The sequence below is a fragment of the Janthinobacterium sp. FW305-128 genome (assembly GCF_020858135.1).
Classification (GTDB): Bacteria; Pseudomonadota; Gammaproteobacteria; order Burkholderiales; family Burkholderiaceae_D; genus Janthinobacterium.
Window position 1 is genome coordinate 36,171 of sequence record NZ_JACYMK010000011.1, and the last position, 15,783, is coordinate 51,953.

Consider the following 15,783-nt stretch of genomic DNA (forward strand, 5'->3'; position numbering starts at 1 on the left):
ACGGACGTAAAAAAGCCGCAGGCGTGAGCTGTACGGCTAGCGTAGAGCTGGGGTCAGACCCGACGGGTCTGACCCCAGATTTTGCTTTTTGGTTTACTTTTTTGTATAAGTGTTGAGCCAATCGAGCACCGTGTGATGCCACAGCAGCGAATTCGCCGGCTTCAGCACCCAGTGGTTTTCGTCGGGGAAGACCAGCAGCTTGCTTGGGATGCCGCGGCGTTGCAGCGCCGTGAAGGTACCCAGGCCTTGCGCCGTAGGGATGCGGAAGTCCAGGTCGCCCTGCACCACCAGCATCGGCGTCTTCCAGTTCTTCACGAAGTTGACGGGGTTGAACTGCTCGTACTTGGCTGGCGCATCGTAATAGGTACCGCCGTTTTCCCACTCGGTGAACCACAGTTCTTCCGTCGCGTATGCCATGCCGCGGTTGTCGAACACACCGTCGTGGTTGACCAGGCATTTGAAACCGTCCGGCCAGTTACCGGCGATCCAGTTCATCATGTAGCCGCCGTACGACGCGCCCAGCGCGCAGCTGCGCTCGCGGTCCAGCCACGGGAACTTCTTGGTGGCCGCTTCCAGACCCTTCTGCAGGTCGACCAGCGGCTTGCCGCCCCAGTCGCCGCTGATGGCATCCGTGAATTTCTGGCCATAGCCGGTGGAACCGTGGAAGTCGATGAAGACGGTGGCGTAGCCGGCGCCCGCATACACTTGCGGATTCCAGCGGTAGCTCCAGCTGTTGCCGAAGCTGCCTTGCGGGCCGCCGTGCACGAGGAAGGCCACCGGATATTTTTCGCCTGCCTTGGCGTTCCATGGCTTCATGACGTGGCCGTAGACGGTTTCGCCATCCGCGCCCGCGAACGAGAACTGCTCATATTCGCCGAAGCGCACGTTGGCCAGCGCTGCCGCATTCTGTTTCGTCAGCTGGACCATCGGTGCCGATTCGGACTTGGCGTCGAGCTTGCGCGTGTACAGCTGCGCGCCCGAGGCCAGGTTCGCTTGCGTCAGCACGATGGTATTGCCGCGCACGTCGAAGTCGCCCACGGCGCCTTTGCCCGTCAGCGCGTTGACCTTGCCGCTGGCCGCGTCGATGTGGAACAGACGGTGCTGGCCCACGTCATCGGCGGCGACGAGGAAGGCCTTGCCGTCCGGCGTCCAGCGGAAATCGGCCACGGAACGGTCCCAGTCGTCGGCCACGGTGCGTTTCTTGCCCGTGGCAACGTCCATCAGCACCAAATGAAAACGGTCCGCTTCGAAGCCAGGCTTGGTCATGGCGACGTAGGCCAGGGTGCGGCCGTCCGGCGAGTAGGTGGCTTTCGCATCCCAGGCCGGATTGTCGGCCGTGAGGTTGCGCGGCGCCTGGCCGCCGGCGGCAGGAATCGTGTAGACGTCGAAGTTGGTCGACCACGATTCCGTGCGGCCGGCCACGCGCACGGAGAAGGCCACCGTCTTGCCGTCCGGGCTGAAGTGGTATTCGCCGTTGTCGCCGAATGGCTTCGATGGCGCGTCGCCATCGAGGGTGCCGCTCAGGCTCACGGGCGCGGCGCTGACCTTGCCGGTCGCGTCGATCGGTGCCGAATACAGCGCATTGCGGCGGCCATCGGCCCAGGTATCCCAGTGGCGCACGAACATCTGGTCGTAGACCATGCCGCTGGCCTTGTTTTTCGCTTTTTCATCGAGGCGCTTCCTGGTGCAGGCGATGTCCGCGCAATCGAGGAAGACGCCCATGCTGAAGGCCAGGCGGTCGCCCTGCGGCGACAGGCGGTAGGTATCGACGTCCAGCGCCAGGTCGGTGACCTTGGCCGCTTCGCCGCCGTTCAGGGGCAGCTGCCACACTTGCGAGGAGCCGGAACGGCCGGACAGGAAGTAGATGGCGTCGCCGTTCGGCGACCATTGCGGGGCGCTGGCGCTGGCGTCGCCGCGCGTGAGCTGGCGCGGCGCCGCGTTCGGCGCGCGCAGGTCGATCATCCACAGCTGCGTGTTGCCGCGGTTTTTCTCCAGGTTGGTCGTGCGCACCGTGTAGACGACGCGCGTGGCGTCCGGCGACAGCACGGGGCTGCCCACCCGTTCCATGGCGACCATGTCTTCCACGGTGAAACCGCGCGGCGCGGCCGGCGCCGATTCCGCAGCAACGGCGGTGGTGGCCATGGCGGCACTGAATGCTCCCAAGAGCAGCAGACGTAAACTCATTCAAACTCCCGATTCTGATGACGACGTTATCGATATGGTATTGACGTGGCCGGCTGTACCGCCGGCAGCCCGACATCATAGCAATAAAGACGCGCCCGCTGCGGGAGTTGACCGCCGGTTAGCCGGCCGGAACTGCCAGTTGGTCGAGTGCCACGTGGCCCAGGAAACCGCCCTGGCTGGCGGCCGGCAAGCCCGCCTCGATGGCATGGGCAAAGCGGATGCCGGGGTCCTGTTCCAGCGCCGCCAGCACGCGCGCCACGTGCGGATAGTCGCTTAGCCGCGCCAGCTGCAGCGGTTCGGCCCAGCGCGCCGTGGCGGCCAGGTAGGCGTCGGCAATCGTCGGCGCGGTATCGGAAGCGAGCCAGGCGCGGCCTTCAAGCAGGCGTTCCAGGTGCGCCAGGCTTTTGTTGACCTTCTCGACGGCCATTTCGCGCCAGACGGCCGCGCGCGCATCGTTTTCTGCCGCGCGGCTGGCCTGGAAGGCGGGCATGAAGGCCGCGTGGAAGGTCGTGTGCAGAAACGACAGCGCGCTGTTCAGGCGGTCGCAGGCGGGCGTGCCCTGCGCAAAGCCCAGGCCGCTGTCCGGCGCGCGGGCGGCGATATGCAGCAGGATCGCCATGCTTTCCAGTAGCGGCGTGCCCGCGTGCGTGAGCAGGGCCGGCGTCTGGCCCAGGGGATTGATGGCGAGAAAGGCCGGATGCTGCTTGCTGGCCGGGTCGCGCGCTTCCACGCGGGCCAGGCGATACGGCAAGCCGCTCCATTCGAGGGCGGCGATGGCGGCAAACGAGCAGCCGAACGGCACGCTGTAGATCAGGGTGGTTTCCATGCTGGAGTTCCATTCAGGTGAGGGAAGGGCAGTCTAATCGCGATAGTTACTATTTGGAAGAAGGCAGAATAATGTGGTATAGGTACATTTTTTATACCAGATAGGGATCGCCATGAAGGACAATGTCTCCGGCTGCGCAGTGGAAGAAGCCATGCGTTTGCTGGGCGGGCGCTGGAGAGTGGTGCTGCTCAGCTATCTGATGGCGGGGCCGAAGCGCTTCAGCGAAATCCGCCGCGCCGTGCCGAATATCTCGCAGCGCATGCTGACCCTGGACTTGCGCGCGCTGGAAGAGGCGGGCTTGCTGACGCGCACGATCTATGCGGAAGTGCCCGTCAAGGTCGAGTATCAACTGACGGACGAGGGCCTGCGCCTGCGCGAGCTGGTCGAGATGCTGCGCGCCATCGGCCTGCGCCTGCGCGGACAGGCGGACGGGGGCGGTGCCTTTCTCGCGCCCGAGGTAGGGGACATGTCTGTATAGAAACAGCTGTTTTTATGCAAAGTGCTAGACTGCCGGCCTTTGATCACTACTTTTGACACCCATGCGCCTGACTACCCTCGCCCTGACCGCCGCCGCCCTGTTCGCCGCCTTGCCGGCCCAGGCCGCTACCATGCCCACGCTCGAACACATCCAGGCCGCCGTGCAGGCGGGCGTGGCCAACACGCAAGCCAGGATGCAATCGTCGATACCGGTTCCCATTCCCGTCAAGGCCACCAGCCTGCAGGGTTGCCAGGAGTCGCAGGAAGTGCCGGGCGAGGTGGTGTGCCTGGTCGGCATGAGCGCCGGCATGCGCGACGGTTTTATGGTCTTGCCGCTACGTAACGATAACGGCACCTGGGTCGGCGTCGAGCGCAAGGACGCCAAGTTTGCGGGACCGTCGCCGGCCGAGGCGCAAGCGATGATACGCGCCTGGGCCAAGGAAGAAGTGGCGCGCAATCCGGAGGCGGCCAAGGACGTGCAGATGCAGGAAGCGCAAAGCACCATGCAGGTCAAGGCCGTCAACGAGTGCGACGTCAAGCGCAAGACGGGCTACCTTGTGTGCGATACGCAATTGAGCGTGCCGAGCCGCCCGGAAGGCATCAAGACGGAACTGACCTTCATGCTGGAAAACGCCGGCTGGCGCTACGTGCCGCGCTAAGCTGCCGGCCGCCAGCCCGCTCGCCCAGCGGCCTGACATTCCTTTCTGCATAGCGCCAGCCCCACTTCGGGGCGTCTGGCGCTCACGCACTTCCCTCCTGCACGTCCAGCCTGCGTGGCGGCCCACGCGGCCGCCGGCAGGCATATCGCATCCCTCATCAGCACCAGACATACAGTTTAGCGTAGGCAATATGGTTGAATTGATATATTTGTTGATTCAATATTTTACGAAATGAAAATGATAGAATTGGTGATTATTTTTATTTATGTTGTGATTATGCCATATAAAGCAATATATTTGGTGTAATCGTTATTTTTGGCGTATGATATTGATAATGCGCAAGTAAATGCTGCGATCTGAATGTCTGGAGAACCGCCGTGCTGAAAAAAATAACGAGTAGCGAACTGATGCTGGGAATGTATGTCGAACGTCTGGGCCGTTCCTGGCTCGATACCCCTTTCTGGACGCGTTCTTTCTTGCTGGAGTCGCCGGCTGACCTCGAGCGTATCCGCTCGGCACGCCTGTGCGAAGTGTGGATCGACACGACGCGCGGGCAGGCGCCGCAAGTCGCGCCGCCCGCCGTGCCTTCTGCCGCGCCGCCGGCCGCGGCAGGCGCTCCCGCGGCCGCGCCAGCGACGGTGCCCGCAAGCAAAACCGTCGCCGATCCGGGCCCGCCCCGCTCGCGCGAGGAGGAACTGGCGCGCGCCCGGCGCCAGATCGAACGCTCGCGCCAGGCCGTGCAGACGATGTTCGACGAGGTGCGCATGGGCAAGGCCTTGTCCGCGGCGCAAGCTTACGAACTGGTCGACGATATTGCCGCCTCGATGCAGCGCGGCGGCGACGTCCTGCTGGGCCTGGCGCGCCTGAAATCCGCCGACAATTACACGTATATGCACTCGGTGGCCGTGTGCGCGCTGATGACGGCGCTGGCCAGGGAGCTGGGCCTGGCGCCCGAGCAGGTGCGCTCGGCCGGCCTGGCGGGTTTGCTGCACGATATCGGCAAGATGGCCGTGCCGTCCGCCATCCTCAACAAGCCGGGCAGCCTGAGCGAAGCGGAATTTTCCTCCGTGCGCGCCCATCCGGCCGCCGGCCACCGCATGCTGCAGGAAGTGGGCGAGATCGACCCGGTGGCGCTCGACGTGTGCCTGCACCACCATGAAAAACTCGATGGCAGCGGCTACCCCAAGGGGCTGCGCGGCGAGGAAATCAGCCTGTTTGCGCGCATGGGCGCCATCTGCGACGTGTACGACGCGATCACCTCGAACCGGCCGTACAAGCAGGGCTGGTGCCCGGCCGATTCGCTGCGCCGCATGGCAGGCTGGCGCGGCGGGCACCTGGACGCGCAACTGTTTGCCGCCTTCGTCAAATGCCTGGGCATCTATCCGCTGGGCACCCTGGTGCGGCTGCAGTCGGAGCGCCTGGCCGTGGTGGTGGGACAGTCGCCGGGCAAGCCGCTGACCCAGCCCACCGTGCGCGTGTTTTTTTCCATCCGCGCCGGCACCTGCATCGTCCCGACTCTGCTCGATCTGGCCGCGCCGGGCTGCCAGGAGCGCATCGTTTCCACGGAAAGCGCAGCCCAGTGGCGCCTGCAGGACATCGACCGTTACTGGGCCGGCGAACCTGCCGTGGCATGACGGCCGGCAGGGCCGTAATAAAGTGCATTTTGTTAATAATAAAATATTAAAATAATGGTGCCAGTGCCGTGCCCGCTTTGCTGGCTGGCGACCGTTCCTTGTCCGCAAACCCGTCACCGTACGGGCTACTTTTGAGGATGTGACCATGCGACTCAATCTTCCCGTCAGCGATACCGAGATCACACTGAGCGATAGCGAGACCATCGTCTCGACTACTGACTTGCAAGGCAATATCACCTATGCCAACCCGTATTTCATCGCCGTCAGCGGTTACAGCGCGGAAGAATTGATCGGCGCGCCGCAAAACATCCTCCGGCATCCGGACATGCCGGCCGAAGCGTTCGCCGATTTCTGGGCGACCATCCGCTCGGGACGCTCGTGGAGCGGCATGGTGAAAAACCGCTGCAAGAGCGGCGATTATTACTGGGTGCTGGCGAACGTGACGCCGGTGGTCGAAGACGGCGTGGCCGTCGGCTACATGTCCGTGCGCACCAAGCCGACGCGCCAGCAAGTGGCGCAGGCGTCCGCCCTGTATGCGCGCATCAAGGCGGGGCAGGCCGACGGCATCGTCATCAGCCAGGGCGCGGCCGTGCGCACGGGCTGGCTGGCCAGACTGGCGCGCTTGCGCGACCTGCCGCTGGCCCAGCGCATCGGCTGGAACCTGGGCTTGCTGAGCCTGGTATTACTGCTGCAACTGGCGTGGAATGTGGGCGCGTTGCCGGCTGCGGCCCACGGCTGGCTGACGGGCCTGTCCGCGCTGGCTTTGTGCGCGACCCTGTATTTCTGGCACAGCTTGCACCGCGCCGTGCTGCAACCGCTGCAGCGGGCGCGCCAGGCCTGCGACGTGATGGCGGGCGGCGACCTGACGGGCGAGCTCGACACCACGCGGCGCGACGAGATGGGACAGTTGCTGCGTTCCTTGCGCCAACTGCGCGTGAACCTGCATTCCATCGTTGGCGACGTGCGCGGCAATTTCCTGCGCATCAGCATGGCCAGCCAGGAAATCGCCGCCGGCAATATGGATTTGTCCGGCCGCACGGAAGCGCAGGCCTCGGCCCTGCAGCAGACGGCGTCGAGCATGGAGCAGCTGGCGGCCACGGTGCAGCAAAATAGCGGCAACGCCGTGCAGGCCAGCGACATGGCGGGCAAGGTCCACGGCCTGGCAGGGCGCGGCGGCGAAATCGTCGGGCAGATGGTCCGCATGATGGAGGGCATTAACGTCTCGTCGAAGAAGATCGGCGACATCACGGGCATTATCGAAGGCATCGCTTTCCAGACGAATATTCTGGCCTTGAACGCGGCCGTCGAAGCGGCGCGCGCGGGCGACCAGGGGCGCGGTTTTGCCGTCGTGGCGGGCGAAGTGCGCAGCCTGGCCCATCGCAGCGCGGCGGCCGCCACGGAAATCAAGCAATTGATCACGGCGTCGCTGGAGCAAGTGCAGGCGGGCGCGAAGCTGGCGCAGCAGGCGGGCGTCAGCAGCGCCGAAATGCTGGGCGCCGTGCAGGGCGTGCACGGCATCATGGAAGAGATCGCCTCGGCCTCGCGCGAGCAAAGCCATGGCATCGGCCAGGTCAACATGGCCGTCACGCAAATGGATGAAGTGACGCAACAGAACGCGGCGCTGGTCGAGGAATCGGCGGCCGCCTCCGCATCGCTGCAGGGCCAGACCTTGCAGCTGGAACAGGCGATGGCCCTGTTCAAGCTGGAACGCCGGGGTGCTACAGCAGGCGTTCCGACAACGCCTTGAAGGCAACCTTGGGCACGAGGAAGGCAAACGGCTTCGATACGGGCGGCAACTGCCCCAGCAAGCCGCAGTCGGCGCGCAAGGCTGTCAGCGCTTGCACTTGATCCACATCAACGGGCAAGTCGATTTCGCCGAAGACCAGCTTGCCGTTGCGCGGCACGTGCGCGATGGCCCCATCCTGGCACGCGAGGAAAGCGACGGCGTCGCGCCAGTTGCCGAACAGTTGCTGCCATTCGGCATCGAGGCCATGCGCCGCCGTGATGTCCGCTTGCACGTCCAGTGCCGGGGCGCTGCCGGCGCCGCTGGCGATGCTGCAGTGCGCCTGCGTGGCCGTGACGTCCAGCGTCATGCCGGCGGCCAGGTGCGTCGGCAGGATATCGCTGAACAGCCGCGTGCCCAGCGCATGCGGCAGGCTGGCCATGATGTTTTTCAAAAAATACACGCAAGGCACATCCGGCGCGCCCGCTGGCGTGCGCTCCAGGTACAGGCGCCAGTTGCTTTGCAGGGGAGACGGCAGCAGACGGCGCAGCGGGCCGAGCAGTGCAGGGCCGAAATGCCCGTGGCGGTACGTCAGCACGGTGAACGGCGTCTTGCCGTCGCGCTGCCACAGGGCCACGCCCGGCGGCAATAATGTCTGCGCCGCAGCGGCATCGACCAGCCAGCTTACGTAGACGACGTCGCGCACGTCGCTGTGCAGGGTCAGGAAGGGCAGGCGCGACATGACGGCCTGGCGCAGTTCGGCGAAATGCGTGCAGTTGGCGAGCGCGGCAAACACGCGCCCCGGCCAGCCCGCGCGCGGGTGGCGGTAAGTGTTGTCTTGCAATTGAGAACTTTCGAGGAAAAACTGAGGGGTAACACTCACGCAACAGCGCCCGTCCACATCATCGCGAGCGGCAGCGATGTGTGGCCGAGACGCGCAGCTGTGCTGGAGCACAGCGAGCATCGCAGGCCGCACAGGGCGCCGCGCAGCCGATGTGGGCGGGCGTCACTATTACTGCATGTGCCAGCCGTGGCTGACCACGATCGACTGGCCGCTCAGGGCGTTCGACGGGAAGGCGGCCAGGAAGATGGCCGTTTGCGCCACGTCCTGCGTGGTGGTGAATTCGCCGTCGATGGTGTCTTTCAACATCACTTTCTTGATCACATCTTCCTCGCTGATGTTCAGCTGGGCCGCCTGTTCGGGGATTTGCTTGTCGACCAGCGGCGTGCGCACGAAGCCGGGGCAGATGACGTTGGCGCGGATGCCGTCCTTCGCGCCTTCCTTGGCAACCACCTTGGCCAGGCCCAGCAAGCCGTGCTTGGCCGCCACGTAGGCGCTCTTGAACGGCGAGCCTTCGTGCGAGTGCACGGAACCCATGTAGATGATGGCGCCGCCGCGGCCCGCCTTGATCATTTCGCGCATGCAGGCGCGCGTGGTGAGGAAGGCGCCGTCCATGTGAATGGCCAGCATCTTTTTCCATTGGTCGAACGGGTAGTCGACGACGGGGCTGATGATCTGGATGCCCGCATTGCTGATCAGCACATCGATGCCGCCGAAGTGGGCCACGGCATCGGCCACGCCCTGGTCGACCTGTTCTTCGCTGGAGACATCCATGGCGACGGCAAACGCCTGGCCGCCCGATTGCTTGATTTCCTCGGCCGTCTTGCTGGCCGCTTCCAGGGCCAGGTCGGCGATGACGACCTTGGCGCCCTGTTTTGCGTATTCGATGGCCATTTCCTTGCCGATGCCGCTGGCGGCGCCGGTAATCAGTGCGACTTTGTCTTTGAGTTGCATATTAATCCTTTGCATTGCGGGTTGGAGTGATCGTGGAAAACCTGACTATGCCAGTATAGCCAGAAAACGCGTCAGGCATGGCCCGCGCACGCCTGTAAGCCGGCTTGCTTTTCCTGTAATTGCTGCAGGCGCCAGGCGCCGGGATTGGTGCCCGACCAGGTGCGGAACGCGTGGTTGAACGCGCTTTGTTCCTGGTAGCCGAGCAGGAAGGCGATGTCGACCAGCGACAGGTCCGGCTCGCGCAGATAGTCGCGCGCCAGGCCATAGCGGGCCTGATCCAGCACGGCCTGGAAGCTGGTGCCCGCGTCGGCCAGCTTGCGCTGCAGGGTGCGCGGCGTGACGGCCAGTGCTGCGGCAACGGTGGCCAGCCGCGCCGAACCCTGACGCAAGCCTCCCACGATGGCCGCGTGCACCTGCGCATCGATGCCGGCGCCCGTGTCCGCTTCGGCCTCGCGCTGCGCCAGCAATTGTTCCGCATGCCGGCACAGCACGGGATACAGGCTGACGTCCGCGTTCGGCACGGGCCAGTCCAGCAATTGCGCGTCGAAGGTGGCCGTGTTGGCGGGGGCATTGAAGGCGGGCAGGCTGCCCAGCACGCGCACGTATTCGTCGCGGTGCGCCGCATGGCGCAGCAAGTCGCCGCCGCCATCGTGGGTAAAGGCCAGCCGGGCCGGCGGCAGCGGCATGCCCGCCAGCCAGTCGCCGCACACCTTGACGCCGGCAAAGACGCTGTCGACCAGGTGCCGGCTGGCGCCCGGATAGTTGCTGGCCCAGCGGTAATGTGCGATGGCGCCGTCGCGCTGCAGGGTCGAGCGGCCCAGGTCGTGCGCCAGCCGTTCATAGCGGGCCGTCTGTTCCAGCGCCTGGCCCACGTTGCTGCAACTGAGCAAGATCAAGCCATACGCGCTGTACGTGCCCATGCGCACGCGCTGGCCCACGTGCAGGCCGAAATGCGCGTCGCCCGCCAGCAGCGCGCCCGCATCGAGCAGACGCACGTAGTCGCGCGCGGCCAAGCCCATGCCAGGCGCGGAGGCTTCCAGGCCGTGCGGCGCCACGCCGGCGGCCTGCGCCAGGGTGACGCTATCGATGCCGTGGGCGCCGGCCGCTTCCAGCAGCGGCAGCAGATAGGCGCCGGCGACCCGGCCGTCAGTGCTTGTCATGATGGAACAATGCGATTGTCATGAAAAACCAATACCCTTCGTCTGTGGCGGCATATGCTATTGATCTAGCAAGAAAATCAGGCAAGAACAGTATAGCAAGCCGCCGTGGCGCGCAACTGGCCGAATACAGGGGATGTCCATGCAACGCTGGAATGGCTGGGGAGATGAAAGCATCGTGTATGCGCTGAACGAGGATGCGCTGGCATTCCTGCGCGAGCGCCTGGGGCCAGGCAGCGGCATAGCCGACGCCAGCTTCGATGACGCCTGCGCGCAGGTGCCGGCCTCGCGCCTGGCGCCGCATCCGCTGATCGACACCCGGCCTGCCACGCGCGTGCGTCATGCGCTCGGTCAAAGTCTGCCCGACTGGTTTAAATTACGCCACGGCCGCATCGGCGCGGTGCCCGACGGCGTGGCCTTTCCCGACAGCGCGCTGCAGGTGCGCCAACTGCTCGCGTATGCGCGTCAGGCGTGCGTGACCGTCATTCCCCATGGCGGCGGCACCAGCGTGGCCGGGCATTTGACGGTGGCGGCGGGGCCGCGCCCCGTGCTGTCGATCAGTCTCGTGCGCCTGTGCGCGCTGGGCCACCTGGACCGCGAGGCGCAGCTGGCCACGTTCGGCGCGGGCGTGTATGGCCCCGACCTGGAGGCGCAGCTGCGCGCGCAGGGCTACACCCTGGGCCATTATCCGCAGTCGTTCGAGTATTCCACGTTGGGAGGCTGGATCGCCACGCGCTCGTCGGGCCAGCAATCGCTGCGCTATGGCCGCATCGAGCAGCTGTTCGCGGGCGGCGAGGTGGAAACCCCGTCCGGGACCTTGAGCATCCCCACGTTTCCCGCCTCGGCGGCCGGCATCGACCTGCGCGAAATGGTGCTCGGCTCCGAAGGGCGGCTGGGCATCGTGACGCAGGCCACCGTGCGCGTCTCGCCGTTGCCGCCGTATGAGGCGTTCCACGCCGTGTTTTTCGCCGACTGGGGCCAGGCGCAGGCGGCCGTGCGGACGCTGGCCCAGTCGCGCCTGTCCTTGTGCATGCTGCGCCTGTCGAACGCGGTCGAAACGCAAACCATGCTGACCCTGGCCGGCCATAAAAAACTCGTGGGACTGCTGGAACGCTACCTGTCGCTGCGCGGCTGCGGCGAAGGCAAGTGCATGCTGATGCTGGGCGTCAGCGGCGACGAGAAACCGGCGCGCGCGGCCCTGCGCGGGGCGCTGGCGCTGGCGCGGCGGCACGGGGGCGTGCATGTGGGGCGCCACATGGGCGACAAGTGGAAGCAGGGACGCTTTCGCAACGTCTACCTGCGCAACGGCGCGTGGGAACACGGCTATGTCATCGACACGGTGGAAACGGCTGTCGACTGGCCACGCGTGGCGCCCATGATGGCGGCGCTGGAGCAGGCGGGCGCCCGCGCGCTGGCGCAGCACGGCGAGCAGGTGCACGCGTACACGCATTTGTCGCACGTGTATGCGCAGGGCGCCAGCGTCTACACCACGTATGTGTATCGCTTGGCGTCCACGTATGAAGACAACATGGCGCGCTGGCGCAGTTTGAAAGACGCGGCCGGCGCCGCCATCGTCGCCAACGGCGGCACCATCAGCCACCAGCATGGCGTGGGCACGGACCACGCGCCGTGGCTGATGGCCGAAAAGGGAGAGCTGGGCATCGCCGCCATGCGTGCGCTGCTGCGCCAGTTCGACCCGCAGGCCATGATGAATCCCGGCAAACTGCTGCCCGAGGCCGGAGGCCCATCGTGAACAGGGCGGATCTGCCTGGCGTCCTGGCGCGCGAGTGGGATGTGCTGATCGTCGGCGGCGGCATCACGGGCGCCGGCATCCTGCTGGAAGCGGCGCGGCGCGGCTTGAAGGCGCTGCTGGTGGAACAGCGCGATTTCGCCTGGGGCACGTCGAGCCGGTCATCAAAGCTGGTGCACGGCGGCTTGCGCTACCTGAAGCAGGGACAGTTCGCCATGACGCGCGAGTCGGTGCACGAGCGGGTAGCCTTGCTGGCGGATGCGGCCGGGCTGGTCGAGCCGCAAGGCTTCGCCTTCGGCGACTACGCGGGCAGGAAGCCGGGGCGGCGCCAGTTCATGCTGGGCCTGGCCATCTACGACGTGATGGCGGGCAAGCGCGCGCGCCGCTATGTCGATGCGTCTGACTTTGCCATGCTGGCGCCGCACGTCCGGCGCGACGGGCTGCGGGGCGGCATGCTGTACCAGGACGCCAAGACGGACGACGCGCGCCTGGTGCTGCGCGTGCTGCAGGAGGCACGGCGTCATGGCGGCGTGGCCGTCAATTACCTGGGCGTGGCATCGCTGCTGCGCGAAGATGGCAAGGTCACCGGCGCCACCTTGAACGATGCGCTCGATGGCATGGCATGCACCGTGCGCGCGCGCCTGGTGATCAGCGCCACGGGCGCCTGGGCCGACGGCTTGCGCGGCCAGGTGGGAGCGCCGCCGAAACTGCGGCCCCTGCGCGGCAGCCATCTGCTGCTGCCGGCCTGGCGCTTGCCGCTGGCGCAAGCCGTCAGCCTGATGCACCCGCACGATGGCCGCCCCGTCTTCGCCTATCCGTGGGAGGGCGTGACCCTGGTGGGCACCACCGATGTCGACCACGGCGCCAGCTTGGAGCTGGAGCCGGCCATTACGCGCGGCGAACTCGATTACCTGCTGGCGGCGCTGCGCTGGCAGTTTCCGCAGCTGGCGCTGGGCGAAGACGACGTGCTGGCCACGTTTGCCGGCGTGCGCCCCGTGATCGACAGCGGCCGGCTTGACCCGTCGAAGGAAGCGCGCGAACATGCGCTATGGCTGGAAAACGGCTTGCTGACGGTGGCGGGCGGCAAGCTGACGACGTTCCGCGTGATTGCCCTCGATGCCTTGCGGCGCGCCGCGCCGCTGCTGCCGGGCTGGCAGGCGGATTTGCGTCCGCTGCCGATTTTCGACGCCACGCCGCCCTTGTCGGGCAAGGCCTTGCTGCTCGACGGCGAGCAGCGCGAACGCCTGCTGGGCCGTCATGGCGCGGGGGCGCAGGCCCTGTGCGATGCGGCGCGGGACGGCGAACTCGAGCCGATTCCCGGTACGCAGACGCTGTGGGCGCAGCTGCGCTGGGGCGCGCGCATGGAAGACGTGCAGCACCTGGACGACTTGCTGCTGCGGCGCACGCGCCTCGGTTTGCAGCTGGCCGGCGGCGCGCTTGCTATCATGCCGCGCCTGCGCGCCATCTGTCAGCATGAACTGGGCTGGGACGATGCGCGCTGGGAGGAAGAACAGCGGCGCTACCTGGCCCTGTGGCGCCGCCATTACAGCGTGCCGCAGGGCGATTGAAAAAACCATAAAAAATAAACAAGAGGAGAACATCATCGACACGACCCTGTTTGGCCAGCCCCTGGCGCTGGGCGACGCGCGCATCACCTACGACAGCCTGTCGCCGCTGGACTTGCGCCAGCCCATCGATACCCTCGTCGACGACCTGGGCGAAGACCTGCTGCAAATCACGTGCGCGAATGGCGACATCGTCGACGTGGGCTGGTATCCGGCCTGGAGCGAACAGGGGCGCTTGCGCGTGGTGGCCGTGCGCGGCCAGGACTGGGAAGCGCCCGTCTTCAGCGCGCAGCCTGAAAAAGATCCGCAGGCGCTGCTGCAGGCGCTGCGCGCCGCGCTGGCCAGCCTGGCATAAGCGATGACCAGCGTCTCCGGCCAGGGGCCGTACATTCTTGCCATCGACAATGGCACGCAAAGCGTGCGCGCGCTGCTGTTCGACCGGGAGGGGACGCTGGCGGCGAAGGCGCAAGTGTTCCTCGAAGCGTATTACTCGGACCACCCCGGCTGGGCCGAGCATGACGCCGACGGTTACTGGCAAGCCGTGTGCGCAGCGTGCCAGCAACTCTGGCGCAGCACGGACATCAATCAGTCCTCGGTGGCTGGCGTGGCGGTGACGACGCAGCGCGGCACGGTGGTCAACGTGGACGAACACGGCGCGCCGCTGCGCCCCGCCATCACCTGGCTGGACCAGCGCAGCACGCGCGACATTCCCCCGCTGGCGCCGTGGTGGCGCGCCGCCTTCCGCGCCACGCGCCTCGACGGCACGATCACGTACTTCCGTCGCGAGGCCGAGATCAACTGGATCGCGGCGCACCAGCCCGACATCTGGCGCCGCACGCACAAATTCCTGCTGCTGTCGGGCTTTCTGAATCACCGCCTGTGCGGAAAATATATCGATTCGACGGGCTCGCAGGTGGCCTACATCCCGTTCGACTACAAGCGCCATGCCTGGGCCGGGCGCTTCGACTGGAAGTGGCAGGCGCTGGCGATACGACGCTCGATGCTGCCGGAACTGGTGACGCCGGGCACGCGCATGGGCGCTATCACGGCGTCGGCCGCCGCGGCGACGGGCATCCCGGAGGGCACGCCCTTGCTGGCGGCGGCCGCCGACAAGGCGTGCGAAGTGCTGGGCGCCGGCTGCGTCGAACCGCACGTGGCGTGCCTGAGCTACGGCACCACGGCCACCATCAACACGACCAGCCGCAAATACGTGGAAGTGACGCGTTTTATTCCGCCGTACCCGGCCGCCATGCCCGGCGCCTACAGCACGGAAGTGCAGATTTTCCGCGGCTACTGGATGGTCAACTGGTTCAAGGAGCAGTTCGGCGACCGCGAACGGGCGGCGGCCGCCGAGGATGGCACGGGCTTGTCCGCCGAAGCGCTGTTCGACCGCCTGGTCGAGGCCGTGCCGCCCGGCTCCATGGGTCTGATGCTGCAGCCGTACTGGAGTCCCGGCATCAAGGTGCCGGGGCCGGAAGCGAAGGGCGCCATGATCGGCTTTGGCGATGTGCACACGCGCGCGCACATCTACCGCGCCATCCTCGAAGGCCTCGCGTATGCGCTGCGCGAAGGCAAGGAGCGCATCGAGCGGCGCAGCGGCATCGCCATCACGGAGCTGCGCATCGCGGGCGGCGGCTCGCAAAGCGATGCGGCCATGCAGCTGACGGCCGACATCTTCGGCTTGCCGGCCGCGCGCGCCCACGTGTATGAAAGCTCTGGCCTGGGCGCGGCCATCGCCGCTAGCGTGGGCCTGGGCTGGCATGCGGACTTTCCCGCCGCCGTGCAAGCGATGACGCGCAGGGGCAAGGTCTTCCAGCCCCATCCCGAGCACCGCAAAATCTATGAGCAGCTGTACCGGCGCGTGTACAGCAAGATGTATGCGCGGCTGCAACCGCTGTATCGCGAGATTGCCGACATCACCGGCTATCCGGAGTAACTACGTCTTCAATGCTATTGCGAATCATTCTCATCCAGTATATGATGTGTTCCGCATTTCACCAAGGCAACGTATCC

Annotated in this window: 13 protein-coding genes; 8 read left to right on the top strand and 5 right to left on the bottom strand. The window is 66.1% G+C overall.

The genetic code is table 11. The annotated features are described in order from the left end of the window. Positions 1-93: 93 nt before the first annotated feature. Together IGS60_RS21495 and IGS60_RS21500 are read right to left on the bottom strand one after the other, a co-directional pair. Entirely contained in the window at positions 94-2,184 is a 2,091-nt protein-coding gene (locus IGS60_RS21495) for a S9 family peptidase (RefSeq protein WP_230506159.1), read from the bottom strand. A gap of 118 nt (positions 2,185-2,302) precedes the next feature. Then, positions 2,303-3,010: a glutathione S-transferase family protein gene (locus tag IGS60_RS21500; protein WP_230506160.1), complete on the bottom strand. Its 708-nt coding sequence runs from the start codon at positions 3,008-3,010 to the stop codon at positions 2,303-2,305. Positions 3,011-3,122: 112 nt separating this feature from the next. On the opposite strand from IGS60_RS21500, the gene IGS60_RS21505 reads away from it, so the two are divergent. The 4 genes from IGS60_RS21505 to IGS60_RS21520 all read left to right on the top strand — a co-directional run bounded on the left by IGS60_RS21505 (position 3,123) and on the right by IGS60_RS21520 (position 7,527). Next, the gene (locus tag IGS60_RS21505; RefSeq protein ID WP_230506161.1) at positions 3,123-3,488 is read left to right on the top strand and encodes a helix-turn-helix domain-containing protein; all 366 of its coding nucleotides are present in this window, start codon (positions 3,123-3,125) and stop codon (positions 3,486-3,488) included. Positions 3,489-3,549: 61 nt separating this feature from the next. Beyond that, positions 3,550-4,146 (top strand): hypothetical protein, encoded by a 597-nt coding sequence (locus IGS60_RS21510; RefSeq protein WP_230506162.1) that lies wholly within the window; start codon positions 3,550-3,552, stop codon positions 4,144-4,146. A 377-nt stretch (positions 4,147-4,523) separates the two neighbouring features. Beyond that, entirely contained in the window at positions 4,524-5,780 is a 1,257-nt protein-coding gene (locus IGS60_RS21515; RefSeq protein ID WP_230506163.1) for an HD-GYP domain-containing protein, read from the top strand. A 145-nt stretch (positions 5,781-5,925) separates the two neighbouring features. Next, the gene (locus IGS60_RS21520) at positions 5,926-7,527 is read left to right on the top strand and encodes a PAS domain-containing methyl-accepting chemotaxis protein (protein WP_230506164.1); all 1,602 of its coding nucleotides are present in this window, start codon (positions 5,926-5,928) and stop codon (positions 7,525-7,527) included. On the opposite strand, the gene IGS60_RS21525 is transcribed toward IGS60_RS21520, so the two are convergent. From IGS60_RS21525 to IGS60_RS21535, 3 genes are all read right to left on the bottom strand, one after another. Then, entirely contained in the window at positions 7,499-8,386 is an 888-nt protein-coding gene (locus IGS60_RS21525) for a DUF2071 domain-containing protein (protein ID WP_230506165.1), read from the bottom strand. The genes IGS60_RS21520 and IGS60_RS21525 overlap by 29 nt on opposite strands. Before the next feature lie 129 nt (positions 8,387-8,515). Then, entirely contained in the window at positions 8,516-9,298 is a 783-nt protein-coding gene (locus tag IGS60_RS21530; protein WP_230506166.1) for a 3-hydroxybutyrate dehydrogenase, read from the bottom strand. A 71-nt stretch (positions 9,299-9,369) separates the two neighbouring features. After that, positions 9,370-10,458, bottom strand: coding sequence for an AraC family transcriptional regulator (locus IGS60_RS21535; protein ID WP_230506167.1), 1,089 nt, complete (start codon positions 10,456-10,458; stop codon positions 9,370-9,372). A 139-nt stretch (positions 10,459-10,597) separates the two neighbouring features. Between IGS60_RS21535 and IGS60_RS21540 the strand changes: the two genes are divergently transcribed. From IGS60_RS21540 to IGS60_RS21555, 4 genes are read left to right on the top strand one after another with little or no spacing between them, the layout of a single operon-like run. Beyond that, the gene (locus IGS60_RS21540; protein ID WP_230506168.1) at positions 10,598-12,208 is read left to right on the top strand and encodes an FAD-binding oxidoreductase; all 1,611 of its coding nucleotides are present in this window, start codon (positions 10,598-10,600) and stop codon (positions 12,206-12,208) included. Beyond that, a complete protein-coding gene (locus IGS60_RS21545; protein WP_230506169.1) occupies positions 12,205-13,773 on the top strand; it encodes a glycerol-3-phosphate dehydrogenase/oxidase in 1,569 nt (522 codons plus the stop codon). The genes IGS60_RS21540 and IGS60_RS21545 overlap by 4 nt, the downstream gene beginning before the upstream one ends. After that, the gene (locus IGS60_RS21550) at positions 13,697-14,125 is read left to right on the top strand and encodes a hypothetical protein (protein WP_070312332.1); all 429 of its coding nucleotides are present in this window, start codon (positions 13,697-13,699) and stop codon (positions 14,123-14,125) included. The genes IGS60_RS21545 and IGS60_RS21550 overlap by 77 nt, the downstream gene beginning before the upstream one ends. Positions 14,126-14,128: 3 nt before the next feature. Then, positions 14,129-15,706, top strand: coding sequence for an FGGY-family carbohydrate kinase (locus IGS60_RS21555; protein WP_230506170.1), 1,578 nt, complete (start codon positions 14,129-14,131; stop codon positions 15,704-15,706). Positions 15,707-15,783 lie beyond the last annotated feature (77 nt).

Coding starts and splice junctions, on each gene's coding strand:
- IGS60_RS21500 (WP_230506160.1), bottom strand. CDS start 3,010: ATGGAAACCACCCTGATCTACAGCGTGCCGTTCGGCTGCTCGTTTGCC.
- IGS60_RS21555 (WP_230506170.1), top strand. CDS start 14,129: ATGACCAGCGTCTCCGGCCAGGGGCCGTACATTCTTGCCATCGACAAT.
- IGS60_RS21510 (WP_230506162.1), top strand. CDS start 3,550: ATGCGCCTGACTACCCTCGCCCTGACCGCCGCCGCCCTGTTCGCCGCC.
- IGS60_RS21540 (WP_230506168.1), top strand. CDS start 10,598: ATGCAACGCTGGAATGGCTGGGGAGATGAAAGCATCGTGTATGCGCTG.
- IGS60_RS21530 (WP_230506166.1), bottom strand. CDS start 9,298: ATGCAACTCAAAGACAAAGTCGCACTGATTACCGGCGCCGCCAGCGGC.
- IGS60_RS21535 (WP_230506167.1), bottom strand. CDS start 10,458: ATGACAAGCACTGACGGCCGGGTCGCCGGCGCCTATCTGCTGCCGCTG.
- IGS60_RS21505 (WP_230506161.1), top strand. CDS start 3,123: ATGAAGGACAATGTCTCCGGCTGCGCAGTGGAAGAAGCCATGCGTTTG.
- IGS60_RS21520 (WP_230506164.1), top strand. CDS start 5,926: ATGCGACTCAATCTTCCCGTCAGCGATACCGAGATCACACTGAGCGAT.
- IGS60_RS21550 (WP_070312332.1), top strand. CDS start 13,697: ATGCGCGCTGGGAGGAAGAACAGCGGCGCTACCTGGCCCTGTGGCGCC.
- IGS60_RS21495 (WP_230506159.1), bottom strand. CDS start 2,184: ATGAGTTTACGTCTGCTGCTCTTGGGAGCATTCAGTGCCGCCATGGCC.